General features: G+C 56.3%; 11 protein-coding genes and 1 pseudogene. 5 read left to right on the forward strand and 7 right to left on the reverse strand.

Annotated elements, in window-relative coordinates; translation table 11 throughout:
- The first annotated feature begins 50 nt into the window (after window positions 1-50).
- From BCCGELA001_RS31140 to BCCGELA001_RS31165, 3 genes and pseudogenes are all read left to right on the forward strand, one after another.
- The gene (locus BCCGELA001_RS31140) at window positions 51-764 is read left to right on the forward strand and encodes a hypothetical protein (protein WP_060737952.1); all 714 of its coding nucleotides are present in this window, start codon (window positions 51-53) and stop codon (window positions 762-764) included.
- An 866-nt stretch (window positions 765-1,630) separates the two neighbouring features.
- Window positions 1,631-2,344, forward strand: a pseudogene (locus BCCGELA001_RS31150) (hypothetical protein).
- A gap of 3,881 nt (window positions 2,345-6,225) precedes the next feature.
- Window positions 6,226-6,780: a peroxiredoxin gene (locus BCCGELA001_RS31165; RefSeq protein WP_008545782.1), complete on the forward strand. Its 555-nt coding sequence runs from the start codon at window positions 6,226-6,228 to the stop codon at window positions 6,778-6,780.
- A gap of 696 nt (window positions 6,781-7,476) precedes the next feature.
- Here BCCGELA001_RS31165 and BCCGELA001_RS31170 read toward each other — a convergent pair.
- Genes BCCGELA001_RS31170 through BCCGELA001_RS31180 form a run of 3 tightly spaced genes read right to left on the reverse strand, consistent with a single transcriptional unit; the run spans window position 7,477 to window position 10,235 of the window.
- Window positions 7,477-7,770, reverse strand: a complete 294-nt coding sequence (locus tag BCCGELA001_RS31170) for a ferredoxin family protein (RefSeq protein WP_060737038.1) — start codon at window positions 7,768-7,770, stop codon at window positions 7,477-7,479.
- A 36-nt stretch (window positions 7,771-7,806) separates the two neighbouring features.
- Window positions 7,807-9,114 carry an FAD-dependent oxidoreductase gene (locus BCCGELA001_RS31175; RefSeq protein WP_008545787.1) on the reverse strand — a complete coding sequence of 436 codons (1,308 nt, stop codon included), beginning with the start codon at window positions 9,112-9,114 and terminating at the stop codon, window positions 7,807-7,809.
- Window positions 9,111-10,235 (reverse strand): electron transfer flavoprotein subunit alpha/FixB family protein, encoded by a 1,125-nt coding sequence (locus BCCGELA001_RS31180; protein WP_008545789.1) that lies wholly within the window; start codon window positions 10,233-10,235, stop codon window positions 9,111-9,113. Before BCCGELA001_RS31180 ends, BCCGELA001_RS31175 begins: the two co-directional genes overlap by 4 nt.
- Window positions 10,236-10,863: 628 nt before the next feature.
- On the opposite strand from BCCGELA001_RS31180, the gene BCCGELA001_RS31190 reads away from it, so the two are divergent.
- Window positions 10,864-11,124, forward strand: a complete 261-nt coding sequence (locus BCCGELA001_RS31190) for a hypothetical protein (RefSeq protein ID WP_008545793.1) — start codon at window positions 10,864-10,866, stop codon at window positions 11,122-11,124.
- A 78-nt stretch (window positions 11,125-11,202) separates the two neighbouring features.
- Here BCCGELA001_RS31190 and nifW read toward each other — a convergent pair whose 3' ends face one another.
- Window positions 11,203-11,544: a nitrogenase stabilizing/protective protein NifW gene (nifW, locus tag BCCGELA001_RS31195; RefSeq protein WP_008545795.1), complete on the reverse strand. Its 342-nt coding sequence runs from the start codon at window positions 11,542-11,544 to the stop codon at window positions 11,203-11,205.
- A 247-nt stretch (window positions 11,545-11,791) separates the two neighbouring features.
- Entirely contained in the window at window positions 11,792-12,970 is a 1,179-nt protein-coding gene (gene nifV / locus BCCGELA001_RS31200) for a homocitrate synthase (RefSeq protein ID WP_060737953.1), read from the reverse strand.
- On the opposite strand from nifV, the gene BCCGELA001_RS37680 reads away from it, so the two are divergent.
- On the forward strand, window positions 12,969-13,313 hold the full coding sequence (locus BCCGELA001_RS37680; RefSeq protein WP_144441591.1) for a hypothetical protein: 345 nt from the start codon (window positions 12,969-12,971) through the stop codon (window positions 13,311-13,313). The two genes, nifV and BCCGELA001_RS37680, sit on opposite strands and share 2 nt — an antisense overlap.
- A 311-nt stretch (window positions 13,314-13,624) precedes the next feature.
- Here BCCGELA001_RS37680 and BCCGELA001_RS31205 read toward each other — a convergent pair whose 3' ends face one another.
- Window positions 13,625-14,338 (reverse strand): nitrogen fixation protein NifQ, encoded by a 714-nt coding sequence (locus BCCGELA001_RS31205; RefSeq protein WP_008545799.1) that lies wholly within the window; start codon window positions 14,336-14,338, stop codon window positions 13,625-13,627.
- Between the two features lie 152 nt (window positions 14,339-14,490).
- A complete protein-coding gene (gene nifH / locus BCCGELA001_RS31210) occupies window positions 14,491-15,375 on the reverse strand; it encodes a nitrogenase iron protein (protein WP_060737955.1) in 885 nt (294 codons plus the stop codon).
- Between the last annotated feature and the right edge of the window lie 513 nt (window positions 15,376-15,888).

Genomic DNA, 15,888 nt, shown 5'->3' on the forward strand with positions numbered 1-15,888 from the left:
CCGACCAGGCAAGGGAGCTATTGTTTTAAATTCTTGATTGAATGCTGGCGATGTTAGCAACGCCCATCTACATCATCTGCTCTCCTTGCCCGCAGGTCGGCAAAACCCTTGTCGCTCGTCTGGTGAGCGAATTCTTGCTGCTGAAGAACGGCACGGCGGCGTCCTTCGATGTCAGTCTGAAGGAGCCGTCCTTGCTCGACTACCTTCCCCACATCACGGAGACTGCAGATGTGATAGATACTTTTGGCAAGATGCAGCTGATGGATCCACTAATCTTCCACGATCGCATAGCCAAGGTGATTGACCTCGGCTTCCATGCTTTCCACGAATTCTTCAAGATGTGCGACGAGATCGGCTTCATGAAGGAGACGGTACGCCGTTATGTTGCACCGACGGTCCTATTCGTTGCAGGCAATGACAGCCTGTCATGGCGCAGTTATGAGATGCTGCAGCGACAGATTCCGCCACGAGCGCTGATCACCATCCATAACGAATTCGTTCTGCGCGGCGGATTACCTGAGGCCATGGGCGGCGAGCATGTGATCCGAATTCCGGCTCTGCCGGCATTTCTGAAGTTCTACGTAGACAGACTGAGCTTTTCCTTCACCCGATATCTGCGCGACGAGAAGGATTGGTCTACAGAGCTCCATCAGTGGATTCGACGGAACTACACAATGATCCGCGATTTGGATTTTAGCGTGACGAACCGACAGGGCTACAAACTCGCCTCACCATTTGGCCGGACCAGGTGGCACGAGCGCTAGCTCCTTCCCTGACATGCCCGCGAAGGCTAGCCGACGGGCCGGATGCGTTACTTGGATTCTAATGTTCTTCAAACGTGCGAACAGCGCTGCCCCGCTGTTGTTGCGGCTGCGGCGGATATTTGAAACTCGCTAGCGATGGCTAGCTCAGCGTACGGCCTCAGCCGTTCCGCCTTCGATCAGGACGTACGGCCAGTTTCACAGCTCTCGGTGCCCGCACCGATTCCTAAAAAGATCCGAACTGACTCAACTTAGAGATCTGACCCATTGCCACTCGCAAATGGGTTCTCTGGCGGCTCGAATCAAAACGCACGTCGTCGGGGAGCTTGAGGTGGGCGTTCAGTACGAGGCGAGCGAGGCTGAACGCGGTACAGGCGAGCGCTATCGCGTTGCTTGCGAGTACGCCAGCCATAGACGGCATAACCTGCGCCGTACACAGCGAGAATGGCCAAATCGAGAACAATATGAAGTTTTTCCATCGACGTATCTTCTGCGGATCTCTAACGCGCTTGCCGGCATCATGAGGCCGACAATGTCTCAGTTCGACATGCGAACTGCTGATTCGTACAACCTTACATTCAAGCCTTTTCGAGCGGAGGCAGAGCCGCTGCAAGCGCGACAGCGACGGCAACACGCATTCTCTGTATTCGAGAGTCCCTCTCTTAGGTAGCCCCAGCCGCCCTCAACCTGTCCTATATAACGATCGCTGACTAGCAAATTGATTCTCTTGATTGGAAGCATCTACGGTATGGATGAGTTTGAACCTCTCGCAGGTGTTCACCTCAACGTCTACCCGTAGCGGAGAACAATAGGCGCTTGCCGGCCAGGCAAGGGAGCTATTGTTTGAAATTATTGATTGAATGCCGGCGATGTTAGCAACGCCCATCTACATCATCTGCTCTCCTTGCCCGCAGGTCGGCAAAACCCTTGTCGCTCGTCTGGTGAGCGAATTCTTGCTGCTGAAGAACGGCACGGCGGCGTCCTTCGATGTCAGCCTGAAGGAGCCGTCCTTGCTCGACTACCTTCCCCACATCACGGAGACTGCAGATGTCATAGATACTTTTGGCAAGATGCAGCTGATGGATCCACTAATCTTCCACGATCGCAATAGCCAAGGTGATTGACCGCGGCTTCTATGCTTTCCACGAATTCTTCAAGATGTGCGACGAGATCGGCTTCATAAAGGATACAGCACGCCGTTATATTGCACCGACGGTCCTATTCGTTGCAGGCAATGACAGCCTGTCATGGCGCAGTTATGAGATGCTACAGCGACAGTTCCGCCACGAGCGCTGATCACCATCCATAACGAATTCGTTCTGCGCGGCGGATTACCTGAGGCCATGGGCGGCGAGCATGTGATCCGAATTCCGGCGCTGCCGGCATTTCTGAAGTTCTACGTAGACAGACTGAGCTTTTCCTTCACCCGATATCTGCGCGACGAGAAGGATTGGTCTACAGAGCTCCATCAGTGGATCCGACGGAATTACACAATGATCCGCGATTTGGATATTCGCTTGGTAAGCCGACAAGGCTACAAACCTTCCTCACCATGTGGTCGTCCCAGGTGGCACGAGCGCTAGCTTGTCTCCTGACATGCCCGCGAAGGCCAATCGACCGGCCCGATGCGTTACTTGGATTCTCGCCCACTACGATGTTCTTCAAACGTGCGAACAGCGCTGCCCGCTGTTGTTGCGGCTGCGGCGATATTGAAACTCGTTAGCGATGACTGGCTCTGCGTATGGCCTCAGCCGTTCCGCCTTCGATCAGCGACGTACGGCCAGTTTCACAGGTCTCGTGCCCGCACCGACTCCTAAAAAGATCCGAACTGATTCAACTTAGAGATCTGAACCATGCCAGTCGCAAATGAGTTCTCTGGCAACTCGAATCAAAACGCACGTCGTCCGGGAGCTTGAGGTGGGCGTTCAGTACGAGACGAGCGAGACTGAACGCGGTACAGGCGAGCGCTATCGCGCCGCTTGCGAGTACGCCAGCTATGGACGGCATAACCTGCTCCAAAGCCAGCGAGAATGGCCAAAGCGAGAACGATATGAAGTTTTTCCATTGTCGTATCTTCTGCGGATCTCTAACGCGCTTGCCGGCACCATGAGGCCGACGATGTCTCAGCTCGACATGCGAGCTGCTGATTCATACAGCCTTACGCTAGGTGAGATTCAAGCTTTTTCCAGCTAGTTTTAGAGAATTATGGACGACGTCCTGGTTCGTGAAGATGGCGACCCGGCGTAGACCTCTTCCGGTGCGTCTTTAAGGGGATGGGAAGGCAGCTTCACCGGCCCAACCTGCGCTCGCCAGCTGCCTAGAATGATGTGAGGACGAATCGGAGAATCTTGGTTTTCGCTTTTTTGACGTTGCCGGTAGCAGTTGCCGATCGGGCTGGACTGCGATTCGATCGCCGATCTCGAACAGATACGGCTCATGGCCAGGCCGAGTAGCAGCGGGAAGTCCATACGATTTCGAAACAGACCAGGGCCTTGGAGGGCCGATTCAGTCGGTTTCCGCCACTCCAGCTTACGAAATGCCAAGAACCACATTGACAGTCCGAAGATGCAGCAATTCTGCAATTTAAACGCCAACAACGCAGATAAACTTCCTGATCAGCACAACTCCTGTCGCGCAGCGAGCGATAACGTGGCTATTTTGAGAATGTATGCCTTTACCGGAAGAACCATGCGCGACTTTGTTAGCGCTACTTGGCTGCGATATTGCAAGTCTCTCAAAATCTATGCGAGCTGGGATCGAACACACCTTGGTAGAGCGATCGTCCACTGCGGCATTGATGTTGAACAATCCTGATGCCCCGTAAATGAAACCGGATGCGAATGACTTTGATTGACGACAAGCTGAGCGAGATTAGATCGGTCCGGAACGACATTTGGCGTTGTCGCAGGCTGCTCGAAACGGCGCTGCCTGGCCCGGATCGAAAGCTCATTGAGAAGCGCCTAGTTCAACAGCGTTCTGCATTTGAGCGCCTCCTAGCGACCACATTCCCTTTGCAGTTTCGGCTCTGTTCCGAATGAGGCCTCTGCTACTGTTTGGCGCGTATCGTAACGCTCTCATCCAAGCACGACGTTCCGACCACAAGCGCCTTCAGCGGGCGCCTACGTCAATACCTCTGACTCCTCTGCTTGCTAAACAGCCGGGCTTAGAATGAACAGAGCAGAGTAAGGACACATGGCCGCATGAGCTGTCTGTCAGGCGATGAAGCATATGGTTGCGTCAATCGATCGGACGCACCGCTCGCCGCCACGATAGCGCTAGCTCGCGACAAAGATAATCGACAAACCGGCTGGCCCGACCGCATCGCATAAACTGGCAAACAGAACAGCTTCTATCCCAGCACCCGCGTGATTCTCCGCGCCTTGGGATTGTGCTGCCGGCGAGGGAATGACGTCGCAAGGGCTCGTGGCTATCCCACCCATCTCACTTTCGTCGCCTTCAAATCTTTCGTGTCGGCTCTTGGAACACGCCTCCGAACTCATTTTGCGGAACGATGTTTTCACCATGATGGATCATTGAGCTGGTCATTGTATCCAACGCGGAGGTCGCAATTGTATGCCTGTCACGTCCGCTGAAAGCCAGGCCCATCAAGTCGTCACAATCGTACCCGAAGATTCTCGATTTCGTTCGGTTTACGATCGGTCGCAGTCATTACTGCTGGCTCGAGCCTGGCGAACTTCTTACCCCCTTCCACAAGGAGCGCAATTATAGCAGTCCTAGATAGGTACTCCAGGAGCGACGATAAATCAGAAGTACTGGCCGCTCGGGCACTCGCCCGATATCGGACAAAAATGCGACCCTCGAAAGGTCAGACCTCGTCCTTCGCGACCGCTCGATTACTTAGCCATACGATAGTTTTGGCCTCGCTTCGTAGCTAAAGGCCTGCCATGCCGAACATGCACCTTCGACGCCCTCTCCCGACGCGCAAGTGCGGAAGGCGTCGGTTTAGTGATCTCGCGTCGTTTCGAGGCAACCTTCCTGTGGGATGCACCTCGCATCACGCGGCGACATTCGTCGCCCAATTTTCTGTGATTATCGCTGAGGCAAAACGCAACGACGTCTTCTTCTCCTCTTGCTTCGAATCGATCACAAAAGCGAAGCACGTCTAGTTTGCACGACTTCATCATCTGTGCTGTACCCCAATCTCGCGCGCGGGCGTAATCGCTGCAAATCGCCGCTGTTGTCGCAAGCACGGCTAGAGCCGCATAGTGACAAGCTCTGAGTGCCCAACTGGTGCGCCGCATCCGATCACCATATTCCCTTGGTTTGCAGGTCTCTCATTCTTCCTCCGGCACGGTTACCGCCGACGTATTCAAAGTATCCCCGGCAGCGGAATGCGTCTCCGCTTCCCCCCTCTTCCAGTCACTTGTTCGGATCATTGCTCCCGCCGGGACAACATGCGCGCTGCCAGATCAGAATGGTCGAGATCAACGGCACTTGCACTTGAACGGCGCGACTCTGACACTTTGAGTATTCAATGCTGCACTCGATGGCCGTGTGTTCGAGCCTTCACGGCGCCTATCGAGGGCAGCATCGAATTGATCATTGCTGCGATATCGCACATATCTGTCAGATACCAGACGAAGGACAGGCGATCTCATTATGGTTTGCGCAACACCTCTGTGATGCGGCTATCGATGACAACCGCCAAATCCCATTGCCGCCCCATACGGCCAACTTGCACGTGCTCGGAATACCTCCAGCCTTTCATGAAAAAACGTTACGTCGAAAGATCGGAGATTGCACTTGGGCGAAACTCCGATAGTTCGAATGTGAAGGAGTCCGGCTTCGCTTCTTGGCCCCCTGGAATCGTCCGCCTTGCCCGTACGGCGGAGAGATACACTTTGTATTACCCCTCCCTAGCACCGCCCAATCGGGGTCGCGAGGCGCACTCGGGTGAGACATTCGCAAACGGGTGAGACATTCGCAGACTCTTTGCTTCCTTCGTGGCAGTTCGGAGCGGCACGTGCCTACAGACTCGTACAACCTGACGCTACGTACGATTCAAGCCCTGTGAGCGGTGGGCACGGAAATTCATCGTGGTTCCAGGCGAGTGTCGTTTTCGTTGCAACCGCATTGTTGTTCGATATGGGGCATTTTGAGAGCCCTGCAGAATGAGATCGTGCCGAATACTGGTGGCTCGTTCGGCCAACGTGAGCGTCTCGATCGTGAGAGGCTAGAGATCCCATGTGTGACAGTTCAGCGGGTGCGTGCAGTGCAACTGAACAATTCATATCATCTGGCTTCGATGTGACACGGCGGTGTCGAAAGCCTACTCCAGACTGCGCCTCGATCCCTGGGCTGCGCGGCGGTCTATCGATGATCTCCTGCCCATCAAGTTGCCGAACAAGGCCGAGCCTAAGCACCACTCGCTCCGATCGATGGCATACAGCTTGCTTCTAAAGAGCAATAGGATCTACGCTGCGCGACCTTGTTAGGATATAGCATGCTTGGAATTGGGTGTAAGTTGCCGTCTTTCGAAATCACAGGCGTGAAGCCCGGCTTTCACGCGCAGGAAGAAGAAGGGCAAAGCGCCTTCGAGACACTGACCGAGGAGAGCTTCCCGGGAAAATGGAAGATCATCTTCTTCTACCCAAAGGATTTTACCTTTGTCTGCCCGACTGAGATCGTAGAGTTTGCTCGACTATCCAAGGATTTCAGCGAGCGTGACGCGGTTGTGCTAGGTGGCTCAACTGATAACGAGTTCTGCAAACTTGCATGGCGTCGCGCCCACGAGAGCCTCAACAATCTGCCAATTTGGCAGTTTGCCGACACCAAGGGTACGTTGATCGATGGCCTCGGCGCGCGCTCGCCCGAGGGCGTTGCCTACCGCTACAGCTTCATAGCTGATCCCCACAATACTATACAGCACGTCTATGCGACCAATCTCAACGTTGGCCGCAACCCAAAGGACACACTGCGCGTCCTCGACGCGCTTCAAACCAACGAACTATGTCCCTGCAACCGCGAGATCGGCGGCGAGACGCTTAAGCTTGGATGAACCAGCCTCGAGGCGCCAAAGAAGAGCAGGCCCTGATTATTGCAATGACATCAGCCTTGCACTAACCGCCATGGCGACAGTACGCTATCTCACAAGGCAATATGGGACGTTGCTGGTGAGCGCGATTGCCACGCGATGCGCCGCCGGGGTCGCAATGGGTTGGACTGCGGTCTTCGCGAGGACGGCAGTACCAGTTTGGTGGTAATCAAACGGACTGCGACAAAAGCGGTGAACAACGTCCCTTACTGCTTTGTTCACGCCGCCTGCAATGCGGCGTACAGAACGATGTTGGCGGGGCTTCGTGCGAAGCGATTGGCGATGCCGACGTGAACTACGTTGATTTCAAGCGTTAGTTGCTTGCTGTCTCGCTTATAACGGCTCAGACGCTACGTGAATGCTCACTGGGAGGCGAGCGATTCCGGCGCGATCCAGGCCGCGAAGTTTTTTTGGCTCGTGCAGATGGCAGCCGTCCACTCAAGGCGTTGCGTTACAATTTGGCCGGCCGACGGCGCAATCCAAGCCGGTTTGTCACCGAGCGGAAATGACGGCGTGATACCGCACAACCCGGGTTCAAAAGAGCTCGCCTCACCTTTCATTCGGGGCCGGTCGATTTGACCTCCATGCAGGTGGGCGGAGAACAAAACCTGCAGTGGGATCCCTCTTGACGGGGCGAGCACTAGGGTTCCTCATTCAACTTCATCCGAACTTGAATAGCACCCCATATCCGCCACGCGGATAATTCCATTCAATGTCACCGCTGGGCTCAGCGATCACGCGGCACGTGCCGCATTCGATGCAGCCGTCAACAGTTACTTCGACCTGTCCCGCCTCATTGAGTTCATAGCAGCGCGCAGGGCAGGCCTTCAAAAGCGCCATGAGCTGCCGTGAGGGGGACTTGTGCGCGCGCACCTTGACGTGGGAGCGGCCGACGTCGACCAGGTAGCGGTTGTAGTATAGCTTGTCCTCTACACGCACTGACGGCTCGATCACGTGTTTTCTCCCTAGTTTGGGGTTCAATTTCGACTTTTAGCGCCACGCACGAACAAGACGGCATGCATCGCTGAACAGACCTACCCGCGACCGTGCGTTTACGAAGGATTTCACCGTCACTTTCTCTTTCTCGATCTTGGGCGTGCCATCGACGCGTACAAAGTTCTGCATGGCCTTGGAGACGAGCTGCGGATAGGTGAGAAAGAAACTTTGCGAGTTTGTGTGCATCAGCTTCGGAAGATCCTTGTACTTCTTGAGGTCCTTCATGACGAAGGATTTGTCCAACATCTTCTTGTAGAGCGACAGATTTGTCGCCGTCATGGGATTACGCCGCGAATGGACCTTGACAATTGCTTCGGCTGCGATGCGGCCTGACGTCATGGCGAGGTTGGAGCCCTCTCGATGAACGGCGTTGTTGAGTTGGGCCGCGTCGCCAACCACCAGCCAGCCATCGCCGTAGAGCTGCGGGACTGCCTTGTAGCCGCCCTCAGGAATGAGGTGTGCGGAATATTCTTTGACCTCGGAGCCGGCGATCAAAGGCGCTACTGACGGGTGCATCTTAAAGTGATCCAGCAATCCGTACGGCGTTTCGCCAGTCCGCTGGAAGTCGGCGACAAGACAACCCATTCCGAGTGAGATGCATTCCTTGTTCGCATATATAAAGCCCATGCCAGTCATGCCACGCGAGATCGTACCCGCTGCCTCGATCACTACCCCTTCGTCGCCCTTGAGATTGAAACGAGCCTCAATCGTCTCCCGCGGCAAGAAATGCATCTCCTTGACCGCGAGTGCAACCTTATCCGGCGTCGGCCGCTCACGTAGGCCGGCGCGCGTCCCCAGGAGGCCATTAACGCCTTCGGCCAGGACCACCACGTCTGCCTGTATTTCGCCGCCTTGACGATCTGTCCGCACTCCGATCACCTTTTCATGGTCGTCGCGTGCAAGTTCGGTGACCGTGGTCTCGTACAGGACGACCGCGCCGGCCTCGCGTACTTTCGATGAGAACCATTTGTCGAACTGGGCTCGGATGATCGTGTAGCGGTTCGGCCGTTCTTCGTTGAACTCCTCGGAGCGGTAATGCATGCCGACGTGGGAGCGGTCGTCCATCATCCAGAAGCGCTGCTCGACCAAATGGCGTTCAAGCGGCGCTTCCTCCCGAAAGTCGGGAATGAGCTTTTCCATCATATCTGCATAGAGGATTGCGCCCTGCACGTTCTTCGATCCTGCATACTCGCCTCGTTCAAGCTGTAGAACCTTCATGCCGCTCCGTGCCATGGTCAGTGCTGCCGCGTTGCCGGCCATGCCGGCGCCGACCACGATTGCATCGAACCTCTCATCGATCATGATATCCTCTCTAGCTGAGCAATCCGTGCGCGCGATTGCGGCAAAAGCCGCGCTCGAAACGCAGCCGTCAGCGCCGGCAATAGCTGCACAGCATCCTGAACGATCGCGATATGGGCGAAGTCGAAGATGGGCGCGTTCTTGTCAGTATTGATGGCGACAATCAGATCGGCCCCCTCCACGCCGACCCGATGTTGGATGGCCCCAGAAATGGCAGCTGCGACATAAAGCTTTGGCCGGATGGTCTTTCCAGTCTGCCCGATTTGCCTGTCAGACGTAACCCATCCCCTTTGCACCAAAGGACGGGAGCAACCGTACTCGGCTCCTAGCACGACTGCGAGTTGGCGTACCAAGTGAAAGTTCTCCGGCGATCCCAGCCCCAATCCTCCGGCGACCACCGCATCAGCATAGGCCAGATTGGATGTTTCGGAATCGCGGTCCGGAATGAACGAGAGCACCTTGGTAACGATATCATCCTCAATGAGACCAAGTGGATGAATAATAATGCGAGCCGCGTCGCGAAGGACACGATCAGGCATTGGCATCACGCGCGGTCGCACCGTTGCCATTTGCGGTCGGTAATTCAAGGTGTAGATCGTGCAAAGCAATGAACCGCCGAAGGTAGGACGTGTAGCCGCAAGCGAGCCATCCGCGTCAACGTCAAGAGCTGTGCAGTCAGCAGTCAGACCTGTCAGCAGCGTTGTTGCTACAGAACCGGCGAGATCGCGGCCAAGAGTAGTGGCGCCCAACAGCAAGATCTCAGGCTTATACTTGTTGACCAGTTCGGCTAGCGCTTTGGTGTAGGATTCGTTGCGATAATCCGATAGCACGTTGTCGCTCACGAGATATGCCAGATCGGCCCCGTAGCAGAACGAATCAAGAGCGGCGTTGCGCGTGGCCTCGCCCTCTGGCCCGATTACCACGGCCGCAAGATCAACCTTCAGCTTGTCAGCAAGTCTGCGGCCCGCACCCATGAGCTCCCAGGAAACGGGATGCACCTGCCCCCGCTCCTGCTCGACGAAAACCCAAACATGCTTATAGGCCTTGAAGTGCTCCGGCAGTTCTCTTTTGGCTGCAGCCCGGCTGGACCCGGCCGGCACCACCGCATTAGTAACATTGGTCATACCCTTGAATTTCCCTCAGGACTTCCACATTTTAGGCGCAGGTCGCTTAACAGCGTGAGTTGACTGTCGAACATGGCTCGGATCAGCAACTGGCGCGTTGCTTGGCAGGCTCCGTCAGCCGCTACCTTCATAATGCGGGCCAACGGTACAAAGAGGCCCCTGACCATGGTCCACATGCCGAGCAGAACCTGGTTCAAGATGTTCCCCGCGCCGCCTCCTGCGCGATTTCGTTGCGACTGGCTCCAGCGCTGCCGGCAGAGCATCGGCCATAGTGCCCCAATGATTCTTGCTCGACCCTTCCGACACTGCCGACCACAGGGATGCGTTCTTTGTGGTGCAAATGAACTGTGGACTTGGCGTTGCGGTTGGCACTGAACAGGCTACGCAGTTCGTGCGCGACCCCCAGCAAGGACAAAACGAATGAGACCATGCTTTTGGGCGGCCACGCCGACGCACATTGCTGCTGGCGATTGCGTGGACGCGGGTCTGGTCGACGCTGGGGATCGCCTGCATGCCCTGTTGAGATGTAACCGCAAGTCGCGAGCTATCCATTGACCGACACCTTTCGGCCAACGCCGGCCTCAACAGCATCCAGGTCAATATCGAGCATGCCTGCGAGGAGGCCCACATGATGGCGGCAAGAGCCATGTACAAACTAGGCAACGTCATTGGTCTCTCCTCAAACCTCATCGCCGGCAACGGCATGGATTTATTCGGCGTCGGCGACGCTGATGCCGGACAGCAGCAAATGTCGTACCAGCTAAGGGACATCAAAAATCAAGCGATGGACAATGACTTGAGCGAGTTTGATAGTGCCATCATCGGTATGGTGAGGCGGCAACCCCGGATATCGTCTGATTTACGACAGTGCTGTCCTGCCTTTTTGTGAAGAAGCTATCAGGATGAAGACAAAATCGGTGCAGAGGGCTAAGATAACCCGCGCAAGCGATATGGGACATGCGCGAGCTCACTTCAGTTCACTCAAGGGCACGAACGTCGCCGGCTTCTTTGGCTCTGCGACCGCATCCTGCAAAACTTTGAACACGCGCTGGTCAATCGGCGAGGAGGCCACGAAGTCTGCATAGGCTCGCTCCAGCATCGCCTTGCATCGAGCTGTGATCTCCGCCTCCGTAGCGCCGGCGAACTGTTCCTTGCCGAGATATTGGCCCATGCGCCTTAAGATATGCAGACGCGCGACATTAACGATCCCGGGATCGTAAGTGACGCCAAGCAGCGCAAAAAAGTCTTCCGCGGAAGAGGCCTTGTTGAGCCGGTCCAGAACAAGGGCTGTCATTTGCTTGTCGCTCATCGCAAACTTTCCTGTCGGTTGGGGCCGCGGCCGTCTGGTCGAGACGGAGGTCAGCTCGATGACCGCGTTGCCCCCTCTTTGAACTCACTTTATGTACGGCCACACTGCGCTTCCAGACACTATCCTCGCTAGGCAGCATGGCAATCACGGTTTGAGGCGGCTTCGGTGTCAGGTGGAAATGCATGGGATCCCTCCGCGCGCCCGCAGGTGGCTCAGCTCCGAGAAGACGGTGCGAGATATGCTCATCTTATCCGCCCTGGATCATCGTGCGTTCGCGAACGTCGCGCCAAATCGCAATCAACGTCTCGCGCTGAATTAACCGCTTGTGCTCAATGGCATGCTCCCGCACCCGCGAAAGGATTTGTCCTGTTTCATCTGCGCTGGCAACAAGCTGCAATTCAGCTAGCAACGAGGCGACCGCCGAAAGCCCTGAATGCTTTCCCATCACAAATCGGTTGGTGCGACCAAGCAGATCGGGATCAAGCGACTGATACGTGCGTTTGTCCTTCAACAGACCGTCCACATGAATCCCGGACTCGTGGGTGAACACATGCTCACCAACGATCGCCTTGTTCAGAGGAATCGCACGTGAAGCCGCAGCCGCGACCATCGCAGCGACCTTCTCGAGCTCCGGCAGTAGGATGCCGGTTTCGCGTCCGTATAGCTGCTTGAGTGCGACTGCGACTTCCTCGAGCGGCGCATTGCCCGCACGCTCTCCCAGCCCGATTACGGTGACCGATGCATGGCTCGCGCCGCTACTGATGGCAGCAAGCGTGTTGGCTGTCGCGAGCCCGAGATCGTCGTGGCCATGGAATTCGAGCTCGAGATCGGTGGCTGCACGCAACTTCCCGACAAGTACGCAGGTGGAATCGGGGTCTAACACACCAAGCGTGTCGGCAATGCGAAAGCGACGTGCACCCGCGGCCTTCGCCGTGGCAATCAGACTGATGAGAAACTCTAGATCGGCGCGCGAAGAATCCTCACCGCCGACCGCGACCTCTAGCCCGCGCTCACGGGCATAGCCGACCACGCGCTTGACCCTTTCAAGCGCCATTTCCCGATCGCCGCCAATCTTTGCCGAAATGTGAATATCGGAGGCCGGAACCGAGATGTTGACCATCGAAACGTTCGCCTCCTTTGCCGCATCGACATCGGCTTCACGCATTCGGCACCAGCCGATAGCGGTTAGCGGTAGACCCGCTTCGACAATCGTGCGAATGGCAGCGATTTCGTCGTTCCCTATTGCGGGCGTTCCCGCCTCGAGCTCAGTAACGCCGGCTTGTGCCAGCGCCTGCGCGATGGCCAGCTTTTCCTTAACGGTGAACGCAACCCCTGGGGCCTGCTCGCCGTCGCGCAATGTCGTGTCGGTGAGCACGATTGGCTTGCTCTCGAACGACCGTTGGACAGCAGTGGCGGCGACGATCATGAGCAGCTCCTTGCTTTTGTTTGACAAAGATCCGTTCAGCAACCCCCATGCCATGCCCGCCGCCACCTCAAAGCCTTGGAAAGCCACTTCTTTTCGCTACGAATACATTGTTGTAAATGCGACATCGAATAAGAAGAGACTCCACATTATCCTTCACGCCGGCACACCTGCCGAACGGATGCGCAAGGCATTGCTTGATCAGCTGGTGGTCCGGTCGGCGTCTCACGCAGCTTCGCAATCTGGAGAACGGGCTTGCGGATTTTCACGACTGTCCTTCATCGACCAGCTAGTGATGCGCAAGCAGCGTCGCGTTGGCCGCAAACTACCATATGCGCCTTGCTGAGACCTGGTTCGGCGCAAGTTCACCGCTTGGCTGGTCTAACGTGCTGTACATGGGAAGCGGGCTACGAGAGCAGATATGGCGCGATTTGCTACATCCCTGTCTTAGGTAAATTGCTAGGCCCACCAAACATTGCTAGCTTCCCGCTGCGCGTCCAAAGTACCTTTTCTTTAAGCGACCTCCTAGGACACTGTTCCGGGACATTGGTCGCGATCGCGAGAAGACGCCACCCGGCGGACCGTTGTCTGGCCCAAGCTCGCAGGTCGGGGGCATCGTAGATACGAGACATGCCAACCGGAAATCCGGCGAGCGCATCAGACATCCCTGTTGTCGATGTCCGGACCAGGCGCCTGTCGTACAACCTCGCGCCGGCGCTCCGCCATCCGGCTCTCGCCACTTTCATCGCCAAAGCAGACGTTGAAGTCGTTACATTGCGTGCACACAGGCGTGGTGCACATCAGGAGGCCATCGTTCTCGCACAATGTTCGGTAGATGAAACGCTTCCATCGCATGTTGTTGATGTTGCGCGCGGCGAGCGAGGCGAAGTGACGGCTTAGCAAGCGGGAGAGCTCACCGCGGTCCCCCAATCCGAGATCTTCCCAGAGATGATTTGGCTCTATGGCACGACGTGCAACCATCGCAGCAAGCCATCCACTGAGCTTGCCTTCAGTTGACCTTCGCTCAAGGAGAAGATCACCAATCATTGCGACCTCATCGTCCTGCTCACACATGAAATGCAAAAGCCCGTTGTCGGCTTTGATCGCGACCGCCGGGAAATAGTCCTCTAGCAGTGCCGCGAGCTCCCGGCCGGGTAGGCCCACGTTTTTGGGGATTGGACCACCGTCTATCGCGGCAGCTGCGAGAATTGACGCAAGCACATGGCGATCGAAGTTCCTGTCACTCGAAATATCAGCTTCTAGGGGGTACACGCCGGTGAGCAATCGATAGATCGTAGCTCCACGATGCGCTCGACTAGTCGGATCAGTGGCATAGTCCGCCATGAAGGGGAAGAATTGCGCTTCGGACATAGTCTGTTGGCAATCGGATACGGCGCGCCTTGTCCTTGTCAAGAGACGCCGATTTAGCTTCTGTCATCGAAATGCCGGTCCCCCTGGGGGAAGGGGGAAATAGGAGGACCGGCATCCGTCGCGAGCCCTTGCGAGGCCGCGACCCGCGACCTTTACGAGGCCGCGAGCTCGGCGGCGGTCTTGCCAACAATAGACTCGTCAACCGCCTTCATAATCCCGTGCTCCATTAGCATATCCTCAAGCTCATCCATGGAAATGGGAGTTGGGATGATGCCTTTGCCGCCATTGTTATGGATTTTCTTCGCAAGATTGCGATAGTGATCGGCTTGCTCGGAGTCCGGCGCGTATTCTAGAACAGTCATGCGGCGTAGCTCGGCATGCTGTACGACGTTGTCCCGCGGCACGAAGTAGATCAGCTGGGTCCCGAGCTTCTTGGCCAACGCCTCGGCTAGTTCCAGCTCCTTATCGGTCTGCCGCTCGTTGCAGATCAGACCACCGAGCCGCACGCCGCCAGAGTTGGCGTATTTTAGAATGCCCTTGGAGATGTTGTTGGCGGCATACATTGCCATCATCTCACCCGACATGACGATATAGATCTCTTGCGCCTTGTTCTCGCGGATTGGCATTGCAAAACCGCCGCAGACGACGTCGCCGAGCACATCATAGGAGACGTAATCGATGTTCTCGTAGGCACCATTTTCTTCAAGGAAATTGATCGACGTGATGACGCCGCGTCCTGCGCAGCCGACACCCGGCTCAGGCCCGCCCGACTCTACGCAGCGGATATCTTTATAGCCGATCTTCATGACGTCCTCGAGCTCGAGGTCTTCCACACTGCCCGCGCTCGCTGCGAGGCTTAAGATCGTGTCCTGCGCCTTCGCGTGCAGGATCAGGCGAGTCGAGTCCGCCTTAGGATCGCAGCCTACAATCAGAATCTTGTGACCCATCTCGGCCAGCGCTGCCAGCGTGTTCTGCGAAGTGGTCGACTTTCCAATGCCGCCCTTGCCGTAGAATGCGATTTGTCTCAGTGAAGACATGTTGCTCTCCATCAACCGATTTGCCAAAGTTGCGCGCTGTTGGGCGCGCGAGCTTGTTTCTCTTCAGAAACGAGGCACACGGGGGGAAGGAGAGCATCGCTCGTCTTGCGCGTCTGCGTGCACTCAGCCCTCGCTCAGTGTTGCATCAAACTGGTTTGCAATCCCCGTGCCAGCGCTTGTTCTTCCCTCTCACGCACGTGTTTTCGTTTGAAAGCCCGGCGAGCCTTTGAACTGTGCCAGACATCTTGAACCCGGCAGGTCCTCCCTGTCAGACTTCGAACAAGGACTGGCATGAAATGGTAGGGCCGCTTCCTGACATACAGGTCGCCCGGACCCGGAGCGGCATTTGCTAATATTTCGCAAGTTCCCTCTTCAATCGCGTGAGGATGACGGCAATGCAGGTTGGCCTACGTCGCCATCAATTGGCCGGTTGGAGGTTTGATGGACCATAGAGAAAGAACTCCCCGCGAGACTCTGAAGTTCACGCCGCATGACAGGGCCGAGACGCTTCAG

The organism is Bradyrhizobium sp. CCGE-LA001, assembly GCF_000296215.2.
GTDB lineage: Bacteria > Pseudomonadota > Alphaproteobacteria > Rhizobiales > Xanthobacteraceae > Bradyrhizobium.

Excerpts from the sequence above, each read along its gene's own strand:
- BCCGELA001_RS31175 (WP_008545787.1), bottom strand. The coding sequence starts at position 9,114 with ATGATCGATGAGAGGTTCGATGCAATCGTGGTCGGCGCCGGCATGGCC.
- BCCGELA001_RS31180 (WP_008545789.1), bottom strand. The coding sequence starts at position 10,235 with ATGACCAATGTTACTAATGCGGTGGTGCCGGCCGGGTCCAGCCGGGCT.
- BCCGELA001_RS31165 (WP_008545782.1), top strand. The coding sequence starts at position 6,226 with ATGCTTGGAATTGGGTGTAAGTTGCCGTCTTTCGAAATCACAGGCGTG.
- BCCGELA001_RS31205 (WP_008545799.1), bottom strand. The coding sequence starts at position 14,338 with ATGTCCGAAGCGCAATTCTTCCCCTTCATGGCGGACTATGCCACTGAT.
- BCCGELA001_RS37680 (WP_144441591.1), top strand. The coding sequence starts at position 12,969 with ATGAGCAGCTCCTTGCTTTTGTTTGACAAAGATCCGTTCAGCAACCCC.
- nifV (WP_060737953.1), bottom strand. The coding sequence starts at position 12,970 with ATGATCGTCGCCGCCACTGCTGTCCAACGGTCGTTCGAGAGCAAGCCA.
- BCCGELA001_RS31190 (WP_008545793.1), top strand. The coding sequence starts at position 10,864 with ATGATGGCGGCAAGAGCCATGTACAAACTAGGCAACGTCATTGGTCTC.
- nifH (WP_060737955.1), bottom strand. The coding sequence starts at position 15,375 with ATGTCTTCACTGAGACAAATCGCATTCTACGGCAAGGGCGGCATTGGA.
- BCCGELA001_RS31140 (WP_060737952.1), top strand. The coding sequence starts at position 51 with ATGTTAGCAACGCCCATCTACATCATCTGCTCTCCTTGCCCGCAGGTC.
- nifW (WP_008545795.1), bottom strand. The coding sequence starts at position 11,544 with ATGAGCGACAAGCAAATGACAGCCCTTGTTCTGGACCGGCTCAACAAG.